This window comes from Streptomyces sp. CC53 (assembly GCF_001865245.1).
Taxonomy (GTDB): domain Bacteria; phylum Actinomycetota; class Actinomycetes; order Streptomycetales; family Streptomycetaceae; genus Streptomyces.
Map to the genome: position 1 here is coordinate 14178 of NZ_MKXB01000165.1, position 18249 is coordinate 32426.

At 71.5% G+C, this 18249-nt stretch carries 15 protein-coding genes; 8 read left to right on the top strand and 7 right to left on the bottom strand.

What is annotated here, in order from left to right; all coding sequences use genetic code 11:
- The first annotated feature begins 35 nt into the window (after positions 1–35).
- Positions 36–1097: an ArsO family NAD(P)H-dependent flavin-containing monooxygenase gene (locus tag BJP40_RS20080; protein WP_071281553.1), complete on the top strand. Its 1062-nt coding sequence runs from the start codon at positions 36–38 to the stop codon at positions 1095–1097.
- A 142-nt stretch (positions 1098–1239) separates the two neighbouring features.
- On the opposite strand, the gene pstS is transcribed toward BJP40_RS20080, so the two are convergent.
- On the bottom strand, positions 1240–2382 hold the full coding sequence (pstS, locus tag BJP40_RS20085) for a phosphate ABC transporter substrate-binding protein PstS (RefSeq protein WP_079169111.1): 1143 nt from the start codon (positions 2380–2382) through the stop codon (positions 1240–1242).
- A 202-nt stretch (positions 2383–2584) separates the two neighbouring features.
- On the opposite strand from pstS, the gene BJP40_RS20090 reads away from it, so the two are divergent.
- Positions 2585–2929: an STAS domain-containing protein gene (locus BJP40_RS20090; RefSeq protein WP_226962535.1), complete on the top strand. Its 345-nt coding sequence runs from the start codon at positions 2585–2587 to the stop codon at positions 2927–2929.
- 13 nt (positions 2930–2942) lie between these two features.
- Here the strand turns inward: BJP40_RS20090 and BJP40_RS20095 are convergent, their stop codons facing one another.
- Positions 2943–3305, bottom strand: a complete 363-nt coding sequence (locus tag BJP40_RS20095) for a helix-turn-helix transcriptional regulator (protein ID WP_071281554.1) — start codon at positions 3303–3305, stop codon at positions 2943–2945.
- Between the two features lie 40 nt (positions 3306–3345).
- Positions 3346–4404, bottom strand: coding sequence for an NAD(P)/FAD-dependent oxidoreductase (locus tag BJP40_RS20100; protein WP_071281567.1), 1059 nt, complete (start codon positions 4402–4404; stop codon positions 3346–3348).
- A gap of 106 nt (positions 4405–4510) precedes the next feature.
- Between BJP40_RS20100 and BJP40_RS20105 the strand changes: the two genes are divergently transcribed.
- Together BJP40_RS20105 and BJP40_RS20110 are read left to right on the top strand one after the other, a co-directional pair.
- Positions 4511–5884: an NAD(P)-binding domain-containing protein gene (locus BJP40_RS20105; protein ID WP_071281555.1), complete on the top strand. Its 1374-nt coding sequence runs from the start codon at positions 4511–4513 to the stop codon at positions 5882–5884.
- On the top strand, positions 5881–7125 hold the full coding sequence (locus tag BJP40_RS20110; protein ID WP_071281556.1) for an MFS transporter: 1245 nt from the start codon (positions 5881–5883) through the stop codon (positions 7123–7125). Before BJP40_RS20105 ends, BJP40_RS20110 begins: the two co-directional genes overlap by 4 nt.
- A gap of 582 nt (positions 7126–7707) precedes the next feature.
- Here the strand turns inward: BJP40_RS20110 and BJP40_RS20115 are convergent.
- The 4 genes from BJP40_RS20115 to BJP40_RS20130 all read right to left on the bottom strand — a co-directional run bounded on the left by BJP40_RS20115 (position 7708) and on the right by BJP40_RS20130 (position 13854).
- The gene (locus BJP40_RS20115; RefSeq protein WP_071281557.1) at positions 7708–9633 is read right to left on the bottom strand and encodes a TniQ family protein; all 1926 of its coding nucleotides are present in this window, start codon (positions 9631–9633) and stop codon (positions 7708–7710) included.
- Positions 9633–10904, bottom strand: a complete 1272-nt coding sequence (locus tag BJP40_RS20120) for an AAA family ATPase (protein WP_071281558.1) — start codon at positions 10902–10904, stop codon at positions 9633–9635. Before BJP40_RS20120 ends, BJP40_RS20115 begins: the two co-directional genes overlap by 1 nt.
- Positions 10901–13111: a transposase gene (locus tag BJP40_RS20125; protein ID WP_256220779.1), complete on the bottom strand. Its 2211-nt coding sequence runs from the start codon at positions 13109–13111 to the stop codon at positions 10901–10903. Before BJP40_RS20125 ends, BJP40_RS20120 begins: the two co-directional genes overlap by 4 nt.
- Positions 13112–13179: 68 nt before the next feature.
- Complete coding sequence (locus BJP40_RS20130) at positions 13180–13854, bottom strand: TnsA-like heteromeric transposase endonuclease subunit (protein WP_256220777.1); 675 nt, start codon at positions 13852–13854, stop codon at positions 13180–13182.
- A 587-nt stretch (positions 13855–14441) separates the two neighbouring features.
- Between BJP40_RS20130 and hemC the strand changes: the two genes are divergently transcribed.
- The 4 genes from hemC to BJP40_RS20155 all read left to right on the top strand — a co-directional run bounded on the left by hemC (position 14442) and on the right by BJP40_RS20155 (position 18040).
- Positions 14442–15821, top strand: a complete 1380-nt coding sequence (hemC, locus tag BJP40_RS35750; protein WP_079171319.1) for a hydroxymethylbilane synthase — start codon at positions 14442–14444, stop codon at positions 15819–15821.
- A gap of 31 nt (positions 15822–15852) precedes the next feature.
- Positions 15853–16266, top strand: coding sequence for a hypothetical protein (locus tag BJP40_RS35755; protein ID WP_256220778.1), 414 nt, complete (start codon positions 15853–15855; stop codon positions 16264–16266).
- Positions 16263–17045, top strand: a complete 783-nt coding sequence (locus tag BJP40_RS20150) for a PIG-L family deacetylase (RefSeq protein ID WP_071281562.1) — start codon at positions 16263–16265, stop codon at positions 17043–17045. The genes BJP40_RS35755 and BJP40_RS20150 overlap by 4 nt, the downstream gene beginning before the upstream one ends.
- Before the next feature lie 65 nt (positions 17046–17110).
- Complete coding sequence (locus BJP40_RS20155) at positions 17111–18040, top strand: carbon-nitrogen hydrolase family protein (RefSeq protein WP_079171320.1); 930 nt, start codon at positions 17111–17113, stop codon at positions 18038–18040.
- Positions 18041–18249: the final 209 nt, after the last annotated feature.

Sequence of the window (18249 nt, forward strand, 5' to 3'; positions counted from 1 at the left end):
GGGCAACCGTGCAGGCAGGAAGGGAACGCCGGGACATGGACAGGCGGCTGGACGTGGTCGTCATCGGCGGCGGCCAGGCCGGACTCGCGGCGGGCTACCACCTGCGCCGCCTCGGCCTGGACTTCGTCATCCTCGACGCCCAGTCCACGCCGGGGGGCGCCTGGCAGCACACCTGGGACTCCCTGCACCTCTTTTCCCCCGCCGCCTTCTCCTCGCTGCCGGGCCGGATCATGCCGCCGCAGCCGAGGGAGACGTACCCCGACGCCGCCCACGTCGTCGGCTACCTGACCGACTACGAACAGCGCTACGACCTCCCGGTCGTCCGGCCCGTCCGCGTCGAAGCGGTCCACCGCGACGGCGAGTACCTGCGGGTGGAGAGCGCCGCCGGCGCCTGGCGAGCCCGTACGGTGATCAGTGCCACCGGCACCTGGTGGCGCCCCTTCCTGCCCGCGGTTCCCGGCCGTGCGGAGTTCCGGGGCACCCAGCTCCACACGGTGGAGTACCGCCGCCCCGGCGACTTCGCGGGCCAGAAGGTGATCGTGGTCGGCGGCGGGAACTCCGGCGCCCAGATCGCCGCCGACCTCGCGTACGACACCGAGCTGACCTGGGTCACCCAGCGTCCGGCCCGCTTCCTCCCCGACGACATCGACGGCCGCGCCCTTTTCGACGCGGCGACCGCCCGCCGTCGTGCCCTCGACGAGGGCCGCACCGACACCGGCGGCGTCGCCTCCCTCGGCGACATCGTCGCCGTCCCGCCCGTCCGCGAAGCCCGTGACGCGGGGCTGCTCAAGGCCCAGCCGATGTTCACCCGCCTGACCGCGACCGGCGTCGAGTGGGCCGACGGCACACGCGCCAGCGCCGACGCGATCATCTGGTGCACCGGCTTCCGCCCCGCGCTCTCCCACCTCGCCCCGCTCGGCCTGCGAGGCCCGCGCGGCCACATCCCCACCGCGGGCACCCAGGCCCTCCGGGAACCCCGACTCCACCTCCTCGGCTACGGCGACTGGACCGGCCCCGCCTCCGCCACCCTCATCGGCGTCGGCCGCCCGGCCCGTGAGGCCGCCCGCGCGATCGCCGAACTCCTCGACCTGGGCTGACGCCTTGTGGACGGCACCGCTACCCGGCCTTTGCCGTCGCCGCGCCGCAGCGGCAGGCCGGGGGCTGCTCGTCGGTGCGCTGTGAGGCCGGCCCCTTCGTCACGGTCGGCTCACACCCGCAGGCCGGTGGAACTCCTCACGGTCAGGAGAGCGTGGCGACGACCTCGCGGACCTGGGCGGCCACCTCGGCGGGCAGAGGCGCGTAGTGGATCGAGTGCAGCTGCGCCTGCCCCTCCTCGCTCGCCGCGTAGGTGAGGAAGGACCTGAGCGCCGGAAGGCTCTCCGGCTGGTTGCCCGTGTCGCAGACGATCTCGTACGTGACGAGGACGATCGGGTAGGCGCCTTCGGCGGAGGTCTTGTAGTCGAGCCGCAGCGTCAGGTCCCTGCCCTCGCCGACCACCTTCGCCTCCGCGATGCCCGCCGAGGCGCTTTCCGTACTGGGCGCCACCGGGCGGGAGGCACCCGTGTCGACGAGCACCGTGTCGATCTTTCGCTCGGCGGCGAAGGACAGCTCGAAGTAGCCGATCGCCCCGTCCGTCCGCGTCACCGTGGTGGAGACCGCGTCCGAGCCGGGCGCGGAATGGCCGCCCCGGCCATGCCACTTCTTGTCCGCGGGATACGGCCAGGAGTCCTTGGCGGCTGCCTTCAGGTAGGCGTTCAGGTTCTGGGTGGTTCCGGAGTCGTCGGCGCGGTGCACCGGGGAGATGGCGAGGTCGGGCAGCTTCGCCTTCGGGTTGAGGCGCTGGATCGCCGGATCGTTCCACCGGGTGATGCGCGTGTCGAAGATGCGGGCGAGCGTGGGCGCGTCCAGGACCAGCCCCGTCAGCCCGGGCACGTTGTAGCCGACCGCGACGGGCCCGCCGAGCATGGGAAGATCGAGCGCCTGTCCGCCAGGACAGACGTCCTCGGTCAGCACCCGGTCCTCGTCCGACAACGCCTCGTCCGTACCGCCGAAGGCGGTGGCCCCGCGCTGGAACTGCGCGACCCCGGCGCCGGACCCGAGCGGGTCGTAGACGAGCTGTACTCCCGGACAGGCTTGCTGGTACTGCTCCATCCAGCGCTTCATCGCATTCTGCTGAGCCGTCGACCCCGAGCCGCGCACCTGGCCGGCGTCGACGCACTCGACGTTCGGCACCGTCCCTGTGGGAGACGGTGCCGACTCGTCGCGCGAGCCTTCCGAGCCGCAGGCCGTGAGGAACAGCGTGCCCACGACCAGGGCGGCGGCCCGTCCCCTCCATCGATACGTCCCTCGGTACGCCCGTTCCGTACGCAGACGCTGGCCCATGACTCCCCTTCGGACACGCGGATGAACGGCCACGGTGCGCTCCACCGCTCCGATAAATAGATGCTCACCGATATGGCTGAGGGGTGGATGGAACCCAGACGAACAGATGGCGTCACCACGGCGACCTCCGGGTGATCAAGCCCGCTCCGGTGGCTTTCTGGGAGGATGGTCATGGTGCACCCGCCTGGTGGAGGAGGTCCCCGTGACGCCCGATATCGGTTCCGGCCCCGGCCGGGAGGCGCCTTCGCTGACGATCACCGTGGATGACGGCCGGCAGGCGTGCCTCGCGTTCTCCGGCGGCCTGGACGCCCGTATGAACCTCGCCTTGGAGGAGCGGCTCGGCGACCCGGCCCTACGGGAGGTCCGCGCCTGGCTGCTGGACCTCCATGATCTCCAGAGCATGGACCTCGCCTGTGCCTATGCCCTCAGGCGCGCGGCCACCGAGCTCTCGCCGCCCGCCGGGATTCGTGTGCGCGGCGCGAGCCCCGGCGTCCGCCGGACACTTCACGACGCCGGAGCCGACGCCGTCATGACCTTCGGGGGCTGATCGCCGCCGGTCGTCAGATCGCCGCGGCCTGGGTGAGCAGGCGGCCCATGGCGGCGAGGACTGCGGGCTCGACGCGGTAGTAGACCCAGGTGCCGCGCCGCTCGGAGGAGAGCAGCCCGGCCTCCTTCAGCTTCTTCAGGTGGTGGGAGACGGTCGGCTGGGAGACGCCGACGTCGGAGATGTCGCACACGCACGCCTCGCCGCCCTCGTGGGAGGCGACGGCCGAGAACAGTCGCAGCCGGACCGGATCGCCCAGCGCCTTGAACATGACGGCGGTGCGCTCGGCCTCCTCGGCCGTCAGCGGGCGCTCGGCCAGCGGCGGGCAGCAGGGTTCGACCTCGGCCTTGAGCAGGGACAGCGCCTTATTGTTCGACATGTGTCTATGTTGACACATGTCGAACAAGGGCTCCAGGAGCTCACGTCCGCTCCAGATGCCGGGCCAGGCGCCGCGCGACACGCCGGGCATCTCGCCCCACTCCGCGGAGGGAGGCCGACGACAGGCTCCGCTGCCACTCAAGACCCACGTAGGCGAGACCGGGACGGACGGTGGACGCGCCGTCCCGGTGCAGGGGCCTTCCTCCGTCGCCCAGTGCTCCGAGCGGTGCGAGGTACGCCAGGTCGGGCCGGTATCCGGTGGCGAGGACGATCGCGTCCACGTGCTCGGCCGTCCCGTCCGGCCAGATCGCCTTCGGGCCGTCGAGGCGCGTGAACATGGGGCGCCGGTCGGGCCGTCCGGCCGCGAGGGCGGCCCGGTAGCGACCGTCGTCGATGACGGCCATGGTCGCCGGCGCGCGCTGGAACCGGCCGAGCGGCGCGATGTCCCACCCGGTGACCTTCAGCCAGAAGTGCAGGTCCCGCCCGCCCAGCGGTCGCTGCGGGAACCAGCGGACCGGGTGACGGCTGGCGAGGCTGACGCTCGCCGGCCCGGACAGCTCGGTGGCGACCTGCACGGCGGAGTTCCCCGCCCCGACGACCACGACGCGCCGACCGGCGAACGCCTCGGGGGAGCGGTACTCCGACACGTGCAGAACGGTGCCGGAGAAGGAGTCCAGTCCCGGCAACGTGGGCCGGTGCGGCCGGCCGAACCCGCCCGTCGCGGCGACCACGGCGCGCGCCCCGAGTTCCGCGCCGTCGGCGAACGTGAGCCGGAACCCGTCACCGTCGGCCCGCACCTGCTCGACCCTCCGGCCCGTGCGTACCTCGGCGTCCAGGCGCTCGGCGTACCGCAGCAGGTAGTCGACCACCTCGTCCCGGCGGGGGTAGCGGTCAGGGTTCCCCCCGAACGGCAGGCCCGGCAGCGAGCTGTACCGGGCCGGCGAGAACAGCGTGAGGCTGTCGTAGTAGTGCGGCCACGCGCCGGCGGCCTGCGCGGACGCCTCCAGGACGACGGGCGTGAGCCCTCGCTCTCGCAGCGCGTGGGCCGCGGCGAGCCCGGACTGGCCGCCACCGATCACGGCGACATCGACCCGCTCCATGAGCACCCCCAGATTCGATGAATGTCTATGTTGACGTGCATCGAATCAGATGTCATGCTGACTGCGCAAGCCATCGACAGACGTCGAAGCAAAGAGGGGAACCGCCGTGAACGCCACCGCCACCGACCAGCTGCCCGTTCTCGTGATCGGGGCCGGGCCCGCCGGTCTGGCCGCCGCCGCACACCTCGTCGAGCGCGGTCTCGAACCGCTGGTCCTGGAGGCCGGGCCGGCCGCGGGCGCCGCGGTGCGCGAGTGGTCGCACGTGCGGCTGTTCTCGACCTGGGGCGAGGTCACCGACCAGGCCGCCGAGAAGCTCCTCGCGCCGACCGGCTGGGTGAAGCCCGACGCGAAGACGTATCCGACCGGCGGCGACTGGGCGGACTTCTACCTCCAGCCGCTCGCCGACGTCCTCGGCGACAAGGTCCGCCTCGGCGCCAGGGTCACCGGCGTCTCCCGCGCCGGCCGCGACCGGATCGTCGACGCCGACCGCGAGGCCCAGCCGTTCGTCGTCCATGTCACCCACGCCGACGGCCGTGAGGAGCGGATCCTCGCCCGCGCGGTCCTCGACGCCTCCGGCACCTGGTCCACCCCGAGCCCGGCCGGAGCGTCCGGTCTGCCGGCCCTCGGCGAGAAGGCAGCGGCCGATCGCGTCTCGTACCGCGTGCCCGACCTCAAGGACCCGGCCGTCCGGGCCCGTTACGCGGGCAAGCGCACCGCCGTCATCGGCTCCGGTGCCTCCGCCTTCACCGCGCTCGCGGCCCTCGCGGACCTGGCCAAGGCCGAGGATGGCGTGGGTACGAAGGCGATGTGGATCCTGCGCCGCGGCATCTCCGGGTCGACGTTCGGCGGCGGTACGGCGGACCAGCTCCCGGCACGTGGGGCGCTGGGCCTGGCAGCGAAGACGGCGGTGGACGAGGGACACGCCGACGCGGTCACCGGCTTCCGCACGGAGGCGATCGAGCGTGAACGTGAGCAGCTGGTGCTGGTCGCGGAGGATGGCCGCCGCCTGGACCCGGTCGACGAGGTCATCGTCCTGACCGGCTTCCGCCCCGACCTGTCCTTCCTCTCCGAACTCCGCCTCGGCCTCGACGAGCGCCTCCAGGCCCCCGTCGAACTCGCCCCGCTCATCGACCCCAACCAGCACTCCTGCGGCACCGTCTACCCGCACGGCGTGAACGAGCTCTCCCACCCGGAGCAGGGCGTCCACCTGGTCGGCATGAAGTCCTACGGCCGCGCCCCGACCTTCCTCGCCCTCACCGGCTACGAGCAGGTTCGCTCCGTCGTCGCGGCCCTCGCCGGCGACCACGAGTCCGCCGAACGCGTCGAACTCGTCCTCCCCGAGACCGGAGTCTGCGGCGGCGCCGGCCTCTTCGACCAGCCCGACACCGACCAGCAGACCGACGGCGGAGGTTGCTGCGCCCCCGCCCCGGCCCTGATCCAGCTCGGCACCGCCACCCAGGCACCGTCCTGCGGATCGTGACCGACCTCACCACCGGGACGGACAGGGCCGCGACCGGGACGGGGGTCCGGTCGCGGCCCCGCGCCGTGCTGCCGGCGCTCTGCCTGACCCAGATCACCGGCTGGGGGATCGTCTACTACGCCTTCCCCGTCCTGCTCTCCCGCATCACGGCAGGTACTGGCTGGTCGTCAGGCGCCACGACGGGTGCGTTCTCCCTGGCCCTTCTCGTCTCCGCAGCGGCAGGCGTACCGATCGGCCGCATCCTGGACCGGCGCGGCCCGCACCTGGTCATGACAGCAGGCTCCGCCCTCGCCGCCATCGGCGTCCTGGCCGTGGCAACCGCCCCCAGCCTCCCCACCTTCTACGCCGCCTGGGCCCTGACCGGCATCGCGATGGCCGCCACCTTCTACCACCCCGCCTTCGCCGCCCTCACCCGCTGGTGGGGACCGGACCGCGTCCGCGCCCTCACGATCGTCGCCCTCGCCGGCGGCCTCGCCTCCACCGTCTTCGCCCCGCTCACCGCCACCCTGGCCGAACACCTCGACTGGCGTACGACGTACCTCGTGCTCGCCTGCGTTCTCGCCGCGATCACCCTCCCCGCCCACGCCCTCGCCCTCCGAGCCCCCTGGCCACCCGCCCCACAGCCGGGGAACTCCGAACAGTCGGACACCGCAGGCGACCGCACCGCACGCAGCAGGCCCTTCGTCCTGCTCGCCACCGCCTTCACCCTCTCCGGCTTCGCCATGTACGCGGTCGTCATCGGCCTCGTACCACTCCTCGAAGAGCGTGGCGCGAGCCCGACCACCGCCGCGTGGGCCCTCGGCCTCGGCGGCGCCGGCCAGACCCTCGGCCGAACCCTCTACGCCACCCTCGCCACCCGCACCACGGTCACCACCCGCACCGCCGCACTGATCGCCCTCGGCGCCACCACCACCGCAGCCCTCGCCCTCGTCCCCGGCCCGATCCCGCTCCTCGTCCTGCTCTCCGTCCTCGCCGGAGTCGTACGAGGCAACCTCACCCTCCTCCAGGCCACCGCCGTGACCGACCGCTGGGGGACGGCCCACTACGGCCGTCTCTCCGCCCTCCTCACAGCCCCCGCCACCATCGCCGCCGCCCTCGCCCCCTGGGCCGGAGCCGCTCTCGCCGGCGTGCTCGGCGGTTACGGCGGCCTCTTCCTCGCCCTGAGCGGAAGTTCCCTCTCGGCAGCCCTCCTGGTGACGAGAGCCACCCCGCGAGAGAAGGCGAGGTCTACCGGGGTCTGATGTCCACGAGCGTCCGCCACAGAGCTGTGGTGTCGCCGACCGCCTTCCTGCGGTCGGCGTCCGAGACCACGAGTCCTTGGCTGACGGAGTTGCGCCATGCGGGCGCTTGGCGCAGGTGCTCGACCTGACTGCCGACGGCCCGGTCGGCGATGTCGCCGGCCGGTACGAGCCCGAGAGCTGTTCACCTTCTCCCACGCGGGATCGTGAGGCGGCTCACGCTTCCAGCTCGCGAAACCGTGGCCCGGCGTCCGGGCGGCACGGCCAGGGTACGAGGCTGTCGAGGTCGAGGTCGACGGAGCTCGACCGGCTGCCGGTGCCGGTATGGCCGCCGGAACTGCGGATGCTGCCCCGCGAGGGCGCGGGTGAGGTCCAGACCCCCGCTCACCGGCCCAACGGCGGACGGACTACGCCTGGGCGACCAGGTCTGGTCCGGCACGCCAAGGTGAGCGAACTATGTGAGCGAATCGAGGAGTTGCACTGGCCGACGGTGGTCGAGTGGCCGAGGACGTCGTGCCCATGCACCGGGGTGAGCGCCGCGCCTGCCCTAAGCAGAAGCATAGAAAAAGCTGGAATGTGCCGGGTTCAGCCCCCAAGGCCATCCGTCGGGGTGCCTTGCCCGAAGGTACCGAAAGGCGCGGAGTCGCATTGTGCGGCGAGGCGGGCGGCGTACAGGTCGAGCCGGCGGCGGAGTTCGAGGCGTCCGGCTTTCTGGTGGGCCGGGGTGAGGAACTGGGCGACCTGGTCGACCAGCAGCTTCCTGTCCTGGCCTGCGAGAGCCGCGGGGGCGAGGAGCGGGCAGTGACGGTGCTCGGACTGGGTGACCTCGGTCCAGACGAGAACGGTGGCGAGGTGGGGCTCGTGCCGGGCCAGGCGGTCGAGCTTGGGGATGCCGTGACACAGTTCGGGCCAGTGAGGTGCCGGCATCCGCCAGGTGGCCATGGCCCGACGCCGTCGCGCGTAGTTGGCCCGGTGGGGGTTGCTGCTGAGCTCGGCGGCGATCCGTTCGACGCCGGCTTCGAACTCCTCCCACAGATCGCCGGACATCGCCCGGCCGAGTACGTTGAGCGTCCCTGCGGCGCTACCGCGCGGCGTTCCCAGTGTCTGGGCGCATTCGGCCCAGGTGCCGCCGGCGGTCATCTCCATCAGTTTCAGGGACGCCGCTCGCCGCAGATGGCGCACGGTCCAGCTGTTGGTCTGCGGCATGTGGTCGGTGAGGTGGGCGAGGTGGTCGTCGAACCAGGCTTGCGGCAGCAGTTGCGGGACTTCCTCGGGGCTGAAGCGGTAGTCCCGTGAGGGGACTCGTAGGTGGCCGGGGCCGCGGCTGCTGCCGCCGGCGTGGAAGATCTGGCGTCTGCGGACCAGGGAGCGGGCCATGGGCGCGGAGACCTCCGCGTTTCGCAGCATCTGGTAGGCGCGTTTCGGGGCCCGCTGGTAGGCCGCCTGTATGAGTGGCTGGACGCGTTCTCGCAGTGACGACGGCTCGCGGGTGCCGAGGAGGGTGTCGGCGGCAAGGAGAAGGGCTCCGCAGGTTGCCGGGTCGGCCGGGGCAGGCCACAGCTCGGCTATGCGCAGGTATGCATTGCCGGTCGCCGAGGGGCTGTCCAGGGTCGCGTTGATCGGTGCTGCGTGGGCGTCGATGAGGGCGGCTATCGCGGGTGTGGGCGCGAGATCGGCGCCGGCGGGCCAGCTGAGTTTGATCAGCTGGGCTGCGAGGATGAGATCGGGGAAGGGATCGCCCGGCTCCGCGGCGGCGGGTTCGGCCAGGTCCGGTGCGAGCCGCCGGTCCAGGCGTTCCTGCAAGGCGATCATGCGGGCTCGTTCCTCCGCGGGCAGGTGGCTTCCGCTGATCCGCGGAGCCGTATCCAGCCGGGCCCCGCAGGCTTCCTGGCGGGCGGCGCGTCGTTGGGCAGAGGCTTCCTGAGGTATCCGGTTGCGACACTGCAGAGGGTGGAGGTCGTCGCGCTGTGGCTGGCGGATCAGGCTGCCTCGCCTCTGGTTGGCTCCGCCGAGCATGTTTCCGCACTCGGGGCAGACCACCTCCAGAAGGCGGTGATGGAGGGGGCAGGCGAAGGTGACCGGCAGGTGCCAGCTCAGCTTCCAGGGCCCGCCGTGGGCCGACTGGACGGGGCTGCGGTCACCGCGCAGGCATTCGGGGCAGTACCGGCTGCTGCTGTTGAGGGCCCAGTAGTCCTGCCGAACGACCATGTTGATCTTGAGGTGGGTCTGGGCCTTCGCCAGCGCGGGGTAGGTGGCCGCATAGCGGCGGAGGGTGAGGTCATGGGCTTCGTCCCGGGACAGCCGCGTCGCGGCGGCGAAGGCGGCGGCGATGTCGTCGGGCAGGCCGATCAGGTGATAGGCCGGTGGCCTGCGCTCGTACGCGGCCAGCCCGCACAGGCTGGCGATCCTGCCGGGAGATCGGCCCAGGCGGTGAGCGAGCCGCAGGAAGAAGCCGGGCAGCGACTCCTGCGGCAGCGGCGCGAGACTGCGCGGGAGGGGCGGCGGTGTCATCACGCCCCTCCCGCGATTCCGGCCGCCGGGCCGGAATCGTCGAAGACGCTGTTGCGGCCCGGCCGCTTCCTCTTCTTCGGGGCGGGCACCTGCGGGATCCGGGGCTGTTCGCCCGACTCGGCGTCGAGGTCGGGCAGGTCGGTGGGGCTGACCGTGCACCGCTGGAGCAGGTCGATCGTCAGCTTCTCCGTCCCGGTGTCGATGGCGTGGCGGCAGCCGGTCTGGACGAGCTTCTCCAGCAGGCCGACCACACCGTTCGTGCGGCGGAACAGGTACTCCGGCATGTCGCCCGCGGTGAGCATGCCGTCGGTGTCGTTCAACAGCCGAAGGCAGCCCTCCAGCCCTGTGAGGTGGGTGGTCCAAGCGGCGATCTGCTGCGGCGTGTCGTAGGCGAAGGGGTCGAGGTCGATCAGCTCGAAGCGCCGCTCGTGTTGGGTGGCGGCATGGGCGTTGGGGCTGCGGCCCCGGTCCCTGATCGGCGGGAAGACCCACTGCCTGGTGACCGGGTCGCGCCGGCCGTCCCTCAGCAGTCCGGAGGTGGGGATGCCGACCCCGACCAGGATCAAGGTCACCGGCATGCTCATCATCTCGCGGATCAGGTCCAGCACGTCCTGGTCCGCCTCGCGGTGGAGCTTGAGCCGCGTGATGTCGTCGATGACCAGCGCCTTGGTGCCATGGTCGATGATCGCGGCGTTCACCGTGCGGACCAGATCCTCCAGACGCATCCCCTTGTAGTCCTCGCCGTAGAAGTCCAGGATGCGCTGGCAGGTGGAGATCGGGGTTGCCTTGACCGGGCAGCGCACGTACGCCACCGGGGCGTGCAGGTCGCGTGTGCCGGGCATCGCGTCCGGGTTGATCTGCTGGTGCAGCGCCAGCCACTCGTCCTCGAAGGCGGCCACCGCCTCGCAGACCGTCTCAGTCTTTCCCTGGGCGCCGCCGCCGTTGACCATCACTCCAGTGCGTGTGCCCGCCTTGTGGCTGAAGGCTCCGTCCTCGATCCGGGTGCGCACCAGCCACGCCACGTCCTCGCTCATCGGGGTGGCCTGGACCGGCAGACTGCTGTGGGTCGCCAGGCGGTGCAGGTCGTAGATCCGGCGCTGACGCGGGCTCAGCCGCGCGTACTGGGCGGCCGACATCACCGGCGCCGGGATGAAGCCTGCGCGGGTCGTTCTCCATCGCTGCCAGCTGTCGTAGCGGGTGCGGTCCAGCGGCGGTCCGGGCAGAAACGAGGCCGCCCCCGCCCACGGTGGTGTGCTTCGGGTCGTGTTCACAGTTCCCCCTCGGTGTCCTCGGGCTCGTCTTCGTCCGGCAGAGCCAGCAGGCTGCGCTCCCGCAGCCGCTGTCCGAGTGCCGGAGGCGGGGAGGGCCGCTCGGGCACGGCCTGCTCGCGCCGGCGGCGACGCTCGTCGTCCACCGCGTCCTGTCCCTGCCGGGCGCGCTCCCGCCATCGCAGCGGCACGACGTTGTCCCCTTCATCGGGCGCCGCCCGCTTGCCGGCGCCACCCTCGGAGGCACCGGTTGGCCGGTCGGCCGCCGCGGCCGCTGTCTGGGCCATCTCGCGGGCGTGCTCGATGCGCTGGCTCTTGTTCAGCCGGGTCGGCCACTGCTCGACGGGGATGTGGCCGCCGATCAACTCCAGCAGCAGCGGCAGCAGTTCCGCGTCCGACTTCGGGGCCAGGCCCCGGGAGCGGACCTCGCGCATCACCTCGCGTACCCGGGCGTCGCTGAACGCGGGCACCTCGCCCTCGCTGGGCAGGCCCGTCCAGCGCAGGGTGTGCCAGTCGTGGGTGCGCGGGTCCTGGAAGAACACGAAGCGCGGGTCGCGCGGGTCCCGGTGGAAAACGTACTTGTTCCTGGCCACTCCGCCGCGGCGCGAGGGCACGAACCGGTACTCGTCCAGCGCGTCGCCGTCGTACCAGAGGTTCTTGATCTTCACGCCGCGCTTGCCGTGGATCAACATCCGGTGGGCCGGCAGCAGCTGGTAGTACAGCTCGGGACGGGGAATCTGCAACGCGAAGCCGCCCTGGGTCATCGACGCCGCGAACAGGCTGTTCGGGCTGTGGTCACCACCTGGGTCCCAGCTCGGCGCATACGACCCGAACCGCCGGTTCTGCCACACCCCGACGACCCAGGTGGCGATCACGTGCTCCATCTCGGCGACCGTCAGCACCGCGTCGCCCTCCGGGTCCACGCCGCGGTCTGCCGCGTCCACCCCCTGGTAGCCGGGAAGGATCCGGAACAGCAGGGACTGGATCGCCCCGAAAGCCCGCTCCACGGCCTGCTTGTCGGTCGGGCGAAGGACCCGGGCCGGGCGTATGTTCGCCCCGATCACCCGCTGGACCTCGATCAGATGATGGTTCTTGTAGACCGATCCGTGGTCGGTGGTAACGGTCTCGGGGGCGAAGAACGGCAGGCCCGCGGCCTTGTGCCCGGCGAACTCGGCCACCAGCGTCGCGGGAACGCCCGGGTAGGCCCACTCCATCTCCTCGCCCCACTCCGGCCGCATCGGCAGCGGCATCATCACGTCCCTCAGCACCATGGCCACGTCGACCGAGGTGTCCGACACCAGCGTGAGCCGGAACGCCACGACCGAATGCGTGTACACGTCCAAGGCCAGCGTCAGATGAACGGACACGGGATCCCCGAAGACGTCCTCGCGCACCTTGACCGGCAGAATCGTGGTGTCGAGAGCCACCACCTGGCCCGGACGGTGCACCACGACGTGCCTGCCGGTCGCCACTTCCTGAGCTCGGGCGGCCGAACGCGCATACCGCTGCCGCGCACCCGTGGAGCCGAACCACTCCTGCCACACCACCCGCAGTGTCTGGTAGCTGGGCACGGGCTCGTCCGGCCCGTACGTCTCCCGGACGTACTGGTGGATCAGGCGCTCACGGTCCTTCGCGCTGAGCTTGGAACGGTGCAGCGTCTCGGCACGCACCGCGAACAGCGCCTCCCGCACCTGCGGTGAGATCCGGCGCCCGGTCGCCTCGCGAAGCCACCGGTCGTCCGCCACACCCACCGGGCCGAACCGGCGCCGGCCTATGTCCCAGCGGATCAACGTCCGGTAGCCGACCCGCTTCAGCCCCAGAGCCGCGGCCTCCCCGGGATTCTCCACCGCGGCCCGGCGCAGTTCCTCCGCCTTGGCCTGCCTGCGCTGCGTCAACGTCGTGGCGTCCGGATCGTACTGCGGGCGCGGCTCACCCGGCGCGGCCAGCAACGGATCACCGCTGCGGTAGCCGGTTTCCACCTCGCTCAGGTGAGTCAACCGCAACAGGGCCAACCGCCGCTTCTCGGGCGTCAGATCGGCCATCGCCTTCGGCTGCCGCCCCCGGCTCGCGGCCGGCAGGTCCCTGCGCGTCCGGGTAGACGGCCGGCAACCGGGGTGGTGCATCAGCTGCCGCACCGACGTGTGCCACGCAGGCCCCTCGGACCGCACGAGAACCACCTTGCCCACCTGCGGCTCGAACCTCTCCACCATCCACTCGTCACCGTCGATGATCAGCTCGTTCCCGGGAGACAGGTCCCAGGCGACCGCGGTCGGCGCCGTCACCGCTCGTCTCCGAAGCGACGGGCGTCCGCCGACAGACGGACCGGGCTCGAATCGCCCAGCGGCACGGACATGTCGACGCCCAGCCGGCGGTGCCACAGCAGATGCAGAGCATGAGCCCGGGCGATCGCCGGATAGCCGCAGCGCTCAACCAACTCGCCGAACGGAAGCGGACCCGAGGCCGCGACCCGCAACAGCTGCTCCTGAAGCCCAAGTTGGTCGGCCAGGTCCCGCCGCCCTGCCGAGAGACCGTCGACGATCCCCACGACGCGCTTGCGCCAGCCGGTCACCACGCCGTAGTTCCAGCCGGCCGCCAGCGCCGCCTCGGCCGACGCGGCGAACTTCACCTCGTCCTCCGGCTCGATGCGCTCCTCCGGCCGGACATCGACCAGCCACGGCCCCGACGCGGTCAGCAACAGGTAGTCCGGGGTGTGCCTGATCACCCCGTCCGTCGTCAAGAACTCCAGGCGAAACGGCTGCGCCAGCGCCTCCACGAGATCGGCCGCGAAATCGGCCACCAGAAGCAGCAGCTCCTCCTCGAAGCTCTCGAAGCCGTGATGTCGGTCCGTGCTGACCAGATACTCCAGACCCGGCCGGTGCCACTGGCCCGGTCGCCACGTGAAACGGCGTACCGGCCGGCTCCGGAACACCTCGACTTCGGCAAGGTTCCGCACCGAGCAGCTGACCGGCGTCCGGCCCAAGCTCCACGTGACAGTCCAGCGGTCACTCCAACCCGAGCCGAGACCCAGGGACTCCTTACAGTTCCCGTGTCCCTGGTACAGGCGCGCGAGGTCGCCCAGGCCGCAGGTGTCGGACCACGAACCGGTCCGCTCAACTCGCCCCGCCGAACCGGACCCGCCAGATAGAGTCGAGACCACGTCTCCTCGCCCTCCGTCGCGAAATGATCACGTAGGACGAACATACGTCCAAGATCCACTCCAGGATCTACGTTTCCGGAGAATCGACCGCATCCACCATGCCCCCGCCGGAGCACCGCACTTGTACACAGGTGACAACAAGACTCTGCAACCTGGACGCCGTCGTGCCGAATCCAACTGGCATAAGACCAGGTCAGCGGGTGGTCAGCCGTGACATCTATCGCAGGCGGTCACAGCACCACCGCGCCCCCGCACCTGCACAGGTGCTGGAAGACAGGTGACCAAGCCGCGCGACACCACCTGATCGACAGCGCTTCCCGACCGCAGCTCACCGCCACACCGCAACGCGCACGCACTACAAGCTCACGGAGACCAGCACCGTCATGACCGCCAACCCCTCCACCCGCTCCCTCCGGCTCGGCACCCGCCCGAGCCTGATGGCCATGGAGCAGACCCACCGGTTCGCCCACGCCTTCCGCACCCGCTACCCGCATCTCCCCCTCGACATCGTCACCATCACATTCGAAGGGGACCAGCACCGCGGCCCGCTCGCCCAGATCGGCGGCAAGGGCGCCTTCACCCGGCGCGCCGACGAACACCTCCTCAACGGCGGCGTCGAGGCCACCATCGCCTGCGCAAAGGACCTGCCAGGCCCCCACGACCGCAAGCCGGGAATCTCGACCGGCGCGGTCCTGCCCCGGGAAGACGTCCGCGACGCCCTGGTACTGCCCGCCGGGCACCCACCGGCCACGCTCGCCTCATTGCCGCCCGGCACCCGGGTCGGCACCAGCGCTCCCCGCCGCGCCGCCCTCCTCAAAGCCCTCCACCCCAAGCTGATTGCGGTGCCGATCCGGGGCAACGCCGACAGCCGCCTCCGCGACATGGATTCCGGCGTACTGGGCGCCGACGTGATGATCGCCGCCCTCGCCGGTCTGCGCCGCCTCAACCTCGCCGACCGCGCCGCCGAGATCCTCGACCCCACCGTGTGGCTACCCGCCTCCGGCGCCGGGATCGTCGTCATCGAGCACCGCACCGACGACCACGCCACCGGCAACGTCCTCGCCCCGCTCACTCACGCCCCCACCCGGATCCTCCTCGACGCCGAACGCGCCACCCTCGCCGCCCTCCACGGCAACTGCCTGACCGCCGCCTCCGCCCACGCCACCCTCGACCCGACTGCCGACCTCGTCACCGTGCACGCCGCGTCCTCGACCCGGAAGGAGGCACCCCGATCCGCACGACCACCGCCGGCCCCGCTGACCACCCCGCCGCCGTCGGCCAACGGGCCGCCCAGCGCCTGCTCGACGCGGGAGCCTCCCAGCTCCTGGGAGCCCGGCCATGAACCGCAGCGCACTCCCGACCGACCGGGCGGTGTTCACGCCGCCCAGCGAGGAGGCCGACCGGGTACGGATGCGTGCTGCACACCGAGCTGCGGCCCGGGCGTTCGCGGTGAGGGCGGGCGGGCCGGAGGCATGGGGCTGGCAGGGCCGCACTCTCAGCCGCCGGGCCGGCCGCTGGTGGCTACGCCTCCTCTGCGCGCCCGAGGACAAACGCGGGAGTCGGCTGTGGGAGGGAAACGCCTCCGCCGACGCGTCCCTTCCCCGCACGGTGCCGCAGCCTCGCCTCCATCAGGTCAGCGAATGGACCCGTGGCGGCCACGCCTACCGCGCCGAGCTCTCCGAGTACATCGCTCAACCGGCCCTCCAGACCGGCGGCCCCGTCCTCACCTGCGAGGCCAACCTGCCGAACTCATGGTGGGGTGATCTACGCACCGCCCTCGCCACCACCGCGACGGTGCCAACCGACCGCCAAGCCGTACGCCGGCAGTGGATCGACCGCAACTTCGCCCGCTTCCTCGGCATCCCCACGCCCGCAGCCATCTCCTGGACCACCGGCCATGGCGACCTGCACTGGGCCAACCTCACCGGCCCACCGCTGGTCATCCTCGACTGGGAGGGATGGGGCCTGGTGCCCGTCGGGTTCGACGTCGGGCTCCTCCACGCGTACAGCCTCACCCGGCCGGCCACGGCCGCCCGGATCCGCGCCGAGTTCGCCCACGTCCTGGACACTCCCGCCGGGCGGACCGGCGAACTCGTCGCGCTCGCCCAGCTCCTCCAGGTCGCCGGTCGCGGCGGCCACCCGGACCTCGCTCCCCACCTGACCCGCCACGCCGAGCACCTCACCGGCACCCCAGTCCCCGCACCATGACCGCCCCGGAGGTCCCCGTGCTGCCCAGCTTGCTTGCCGTCTTCGCACACCCGGACGATGAATCCCTCCTCGCCGGGGGCGTCCTCGCCCAACATGCCGCGGCCGGGGCCCGCACGGCGGTCGTCACCGCCACATGGGCACCCGACAGCCGAAGGGCGCCCGAACTCGCAGCCGCCCTGGCCGTTCTGGGCGCCGGAGCCCCTCGCCTGCTCGGCTACAACGACGCCCGCAACCCCGAGGCGGCCCCCGGCCGGCCCAGGCTCGTCGACGCTCCTCTGGACGAAGTGGTCGGCCGCCTCGTCGCCCACATCCGCGACTTCAAGCCCTCTTTGGTCATCGGCCACGATGCGGTCGGTCAGCTGACCGGCCACCCCGACCACGTACGCACGCACCAGATCACCCTGCTCGCCGTCGAAGCGGCCGGCCTCGCCCACCTGCACCCCGAAGCGGGACCGCCATGGCAGCCGGCCGCGCTGTACGCCGCCACGCACCCCGAGTCCGGCGTCGGCCTGCTCCGCCCGCTGCTCGAAGGGGTGGGCAAGGCCGTTCTCGCGGTGCCGGACTCGTACGTGACCACCAGCGTCGACGTCACCCCCTGGGCCGACGTGAAGTGGCGCGCCATCCTCGCGCACCGCGGCGAGGTCGCACGCGAGCGGGCCCTGCCCGGCATCCTCGCCCGCCTACCCGAAGCCGACCGCACCCAGATCATCCAGACCGAGCACTTCACCCGCCTCACCCCCGGCCCCACGAAGGGCGACCCGGCCCAGCTGACCATCTGACACCCCGGCCCCGTGCCAACCACCCCTTCACCGCCCACGAGCAAGCGCTCACCGATCGGAGAGAGATGCCTACGACTTCTGTACCCGATGAACGTCCCCGTGCGGCCAGGAACTTGAGGCTGGCGGTCGCGCAGAGCACGGTGCCGGAAGACCCCACTGATCGAGGCGCGCTGCGGGCCGCAGGGCAGGAGATCCGGGCCCTGATGGCCGAGGCATCCGAGGCTGGTGCGCGGTTGGTGCAGTTCTGCGAGGGAGCGCTCACCTACCCGAGCAAGCACGTGATGGCAGCCGGTCTGGACGGGAAGCTGGTCCCTGCTGACTGGAGCCGTGCCGCCTGGGACGTCCTGCGCGAGGAGGCCGAGTCAATCGCCGCGCTGGCGGGGAAACTGCGGCTGTGGACGGCGTTCGGGTCGCTGCACCCGCTCACACCGCCGAACCGGCCCCACAACAGCCTCTTCGTCGTCTCCGACCGCGGCGAGTTGGCCGCCAGGTACGACAAACGATTCCTGTCGCATACCGAGGTCTCCTACCTGTACTCCCCCGGATATCAGCCGCTGGTCATCGAGGTGGACGGCATCCGGTTCGGCTTCGCGCTGTGCATCGAGGCCAACTTCCCGGAGATCTTCGCCGAGTACGAACGCCTGGACGTCGACTGCGTCCTGCTGTCGGTGATGGTCGACGACGCACCCCGGGCCCGCGTCGCTCAGGCATACGGAACGCTCTACAACTACTGGCTTGGCTACGCCATCCCGGCCCAGTTCAGCGCAACGGCGCCGTCTGGGATCGTGGCACCCGGCGGCCGGTGGCTGGCGCGCTGCTCCGCGAACGGACATCCCGCCCTGGCGATCGCGGACATCGCCCTCGACTCGCAGGACGAAGACATCAACATGGCCGTCCGCCACGCCCGCCCCTGGAGGCGCTCCGCCCGAGCCGGACTCTACGGCGAACGGATCCCCGTGGGAGACCCCCGTAGCGATGTACGCACAGCGTTCTGAAAACGCCCTTCCTTATGAATCGTCGGCCCGGACTGAAGGCCGTCCACGAAACCGTGGCGCGGCTCGCGGCTTCGCCGACGACCCCGGCCATCCCCTGTAACAGCCCAGCGCCCCACGACATGACCGGAGAAAGAAAGACATGACTACGACTTATTGATCAGAAACTCATGGGGTTCTCGTTCAAGACGTAGCGGACGTGCGGGCCGCCG

Coding starts and splice junctions, on each gene's coding strand:
- BJP40_RS20080 (WP_071281553.1), top strand. CDS start 36: ATGGACAGGCGGCTGGACGTGGTCGTCATCGGCGGCGGCCAGGCCGGA.
- pstS (WP_079169111.1), bottom strand. CDS start 2,382: ATGGGCCAGCGTCTGCGTACGGAACGGGCGTACCGAGGGACGTATCGA.
- BJP40_RS20095 (WP_071281554.1), bottom strand. CDS start 3,305: ATGTCGAACAATAAGGCGCTGTCCCTGCTCAAGGCCGAGGTCGAACCC.
- BJP40_RS20100 (WP_071281567.1), bottom strand. CDS start 4,404: ATGGAGCGGGTCGATGTCGCCGTGATCGGTGGCGGCCAGTCCGGGCTC.
- BJP40_RS20115 (WP_071281557.1), bottom strand. CDS start 9,633: ATGACACCGCCGCCCCTCCCGCGCAGTCTCGCGCCGCTGCCGCAGGAG.
- BJP40_RS20125 (WP_256220779.1), bottom strand. CDS start 13,111: ATGGTGGAGAGGTTCGAGCCGCAGGTGGGCAAGGTGGTTCTCGTGCGG.
- hemC (WP_079171319.1), top strand. CDS start 14,442: ATGACCGCCAACCCCTCCACCCGCTCCCTCCGGCTCGGCACCCGCCCG.
- BJP40_RS20150 (WP_071281562.1), top strand. CDS start 16,263: ATGACCGCCCCGGAGGTCCCCGTGCTGCCCAGCTTGCTTGCCGTCTTC.
- BJP40_RS20155 (WP_079171320.1), top strand. CDS start 17,111: ATGCCTACGACTTCTGTACCCGATGAACGTCCCCGTGCGGCCAGGAAC.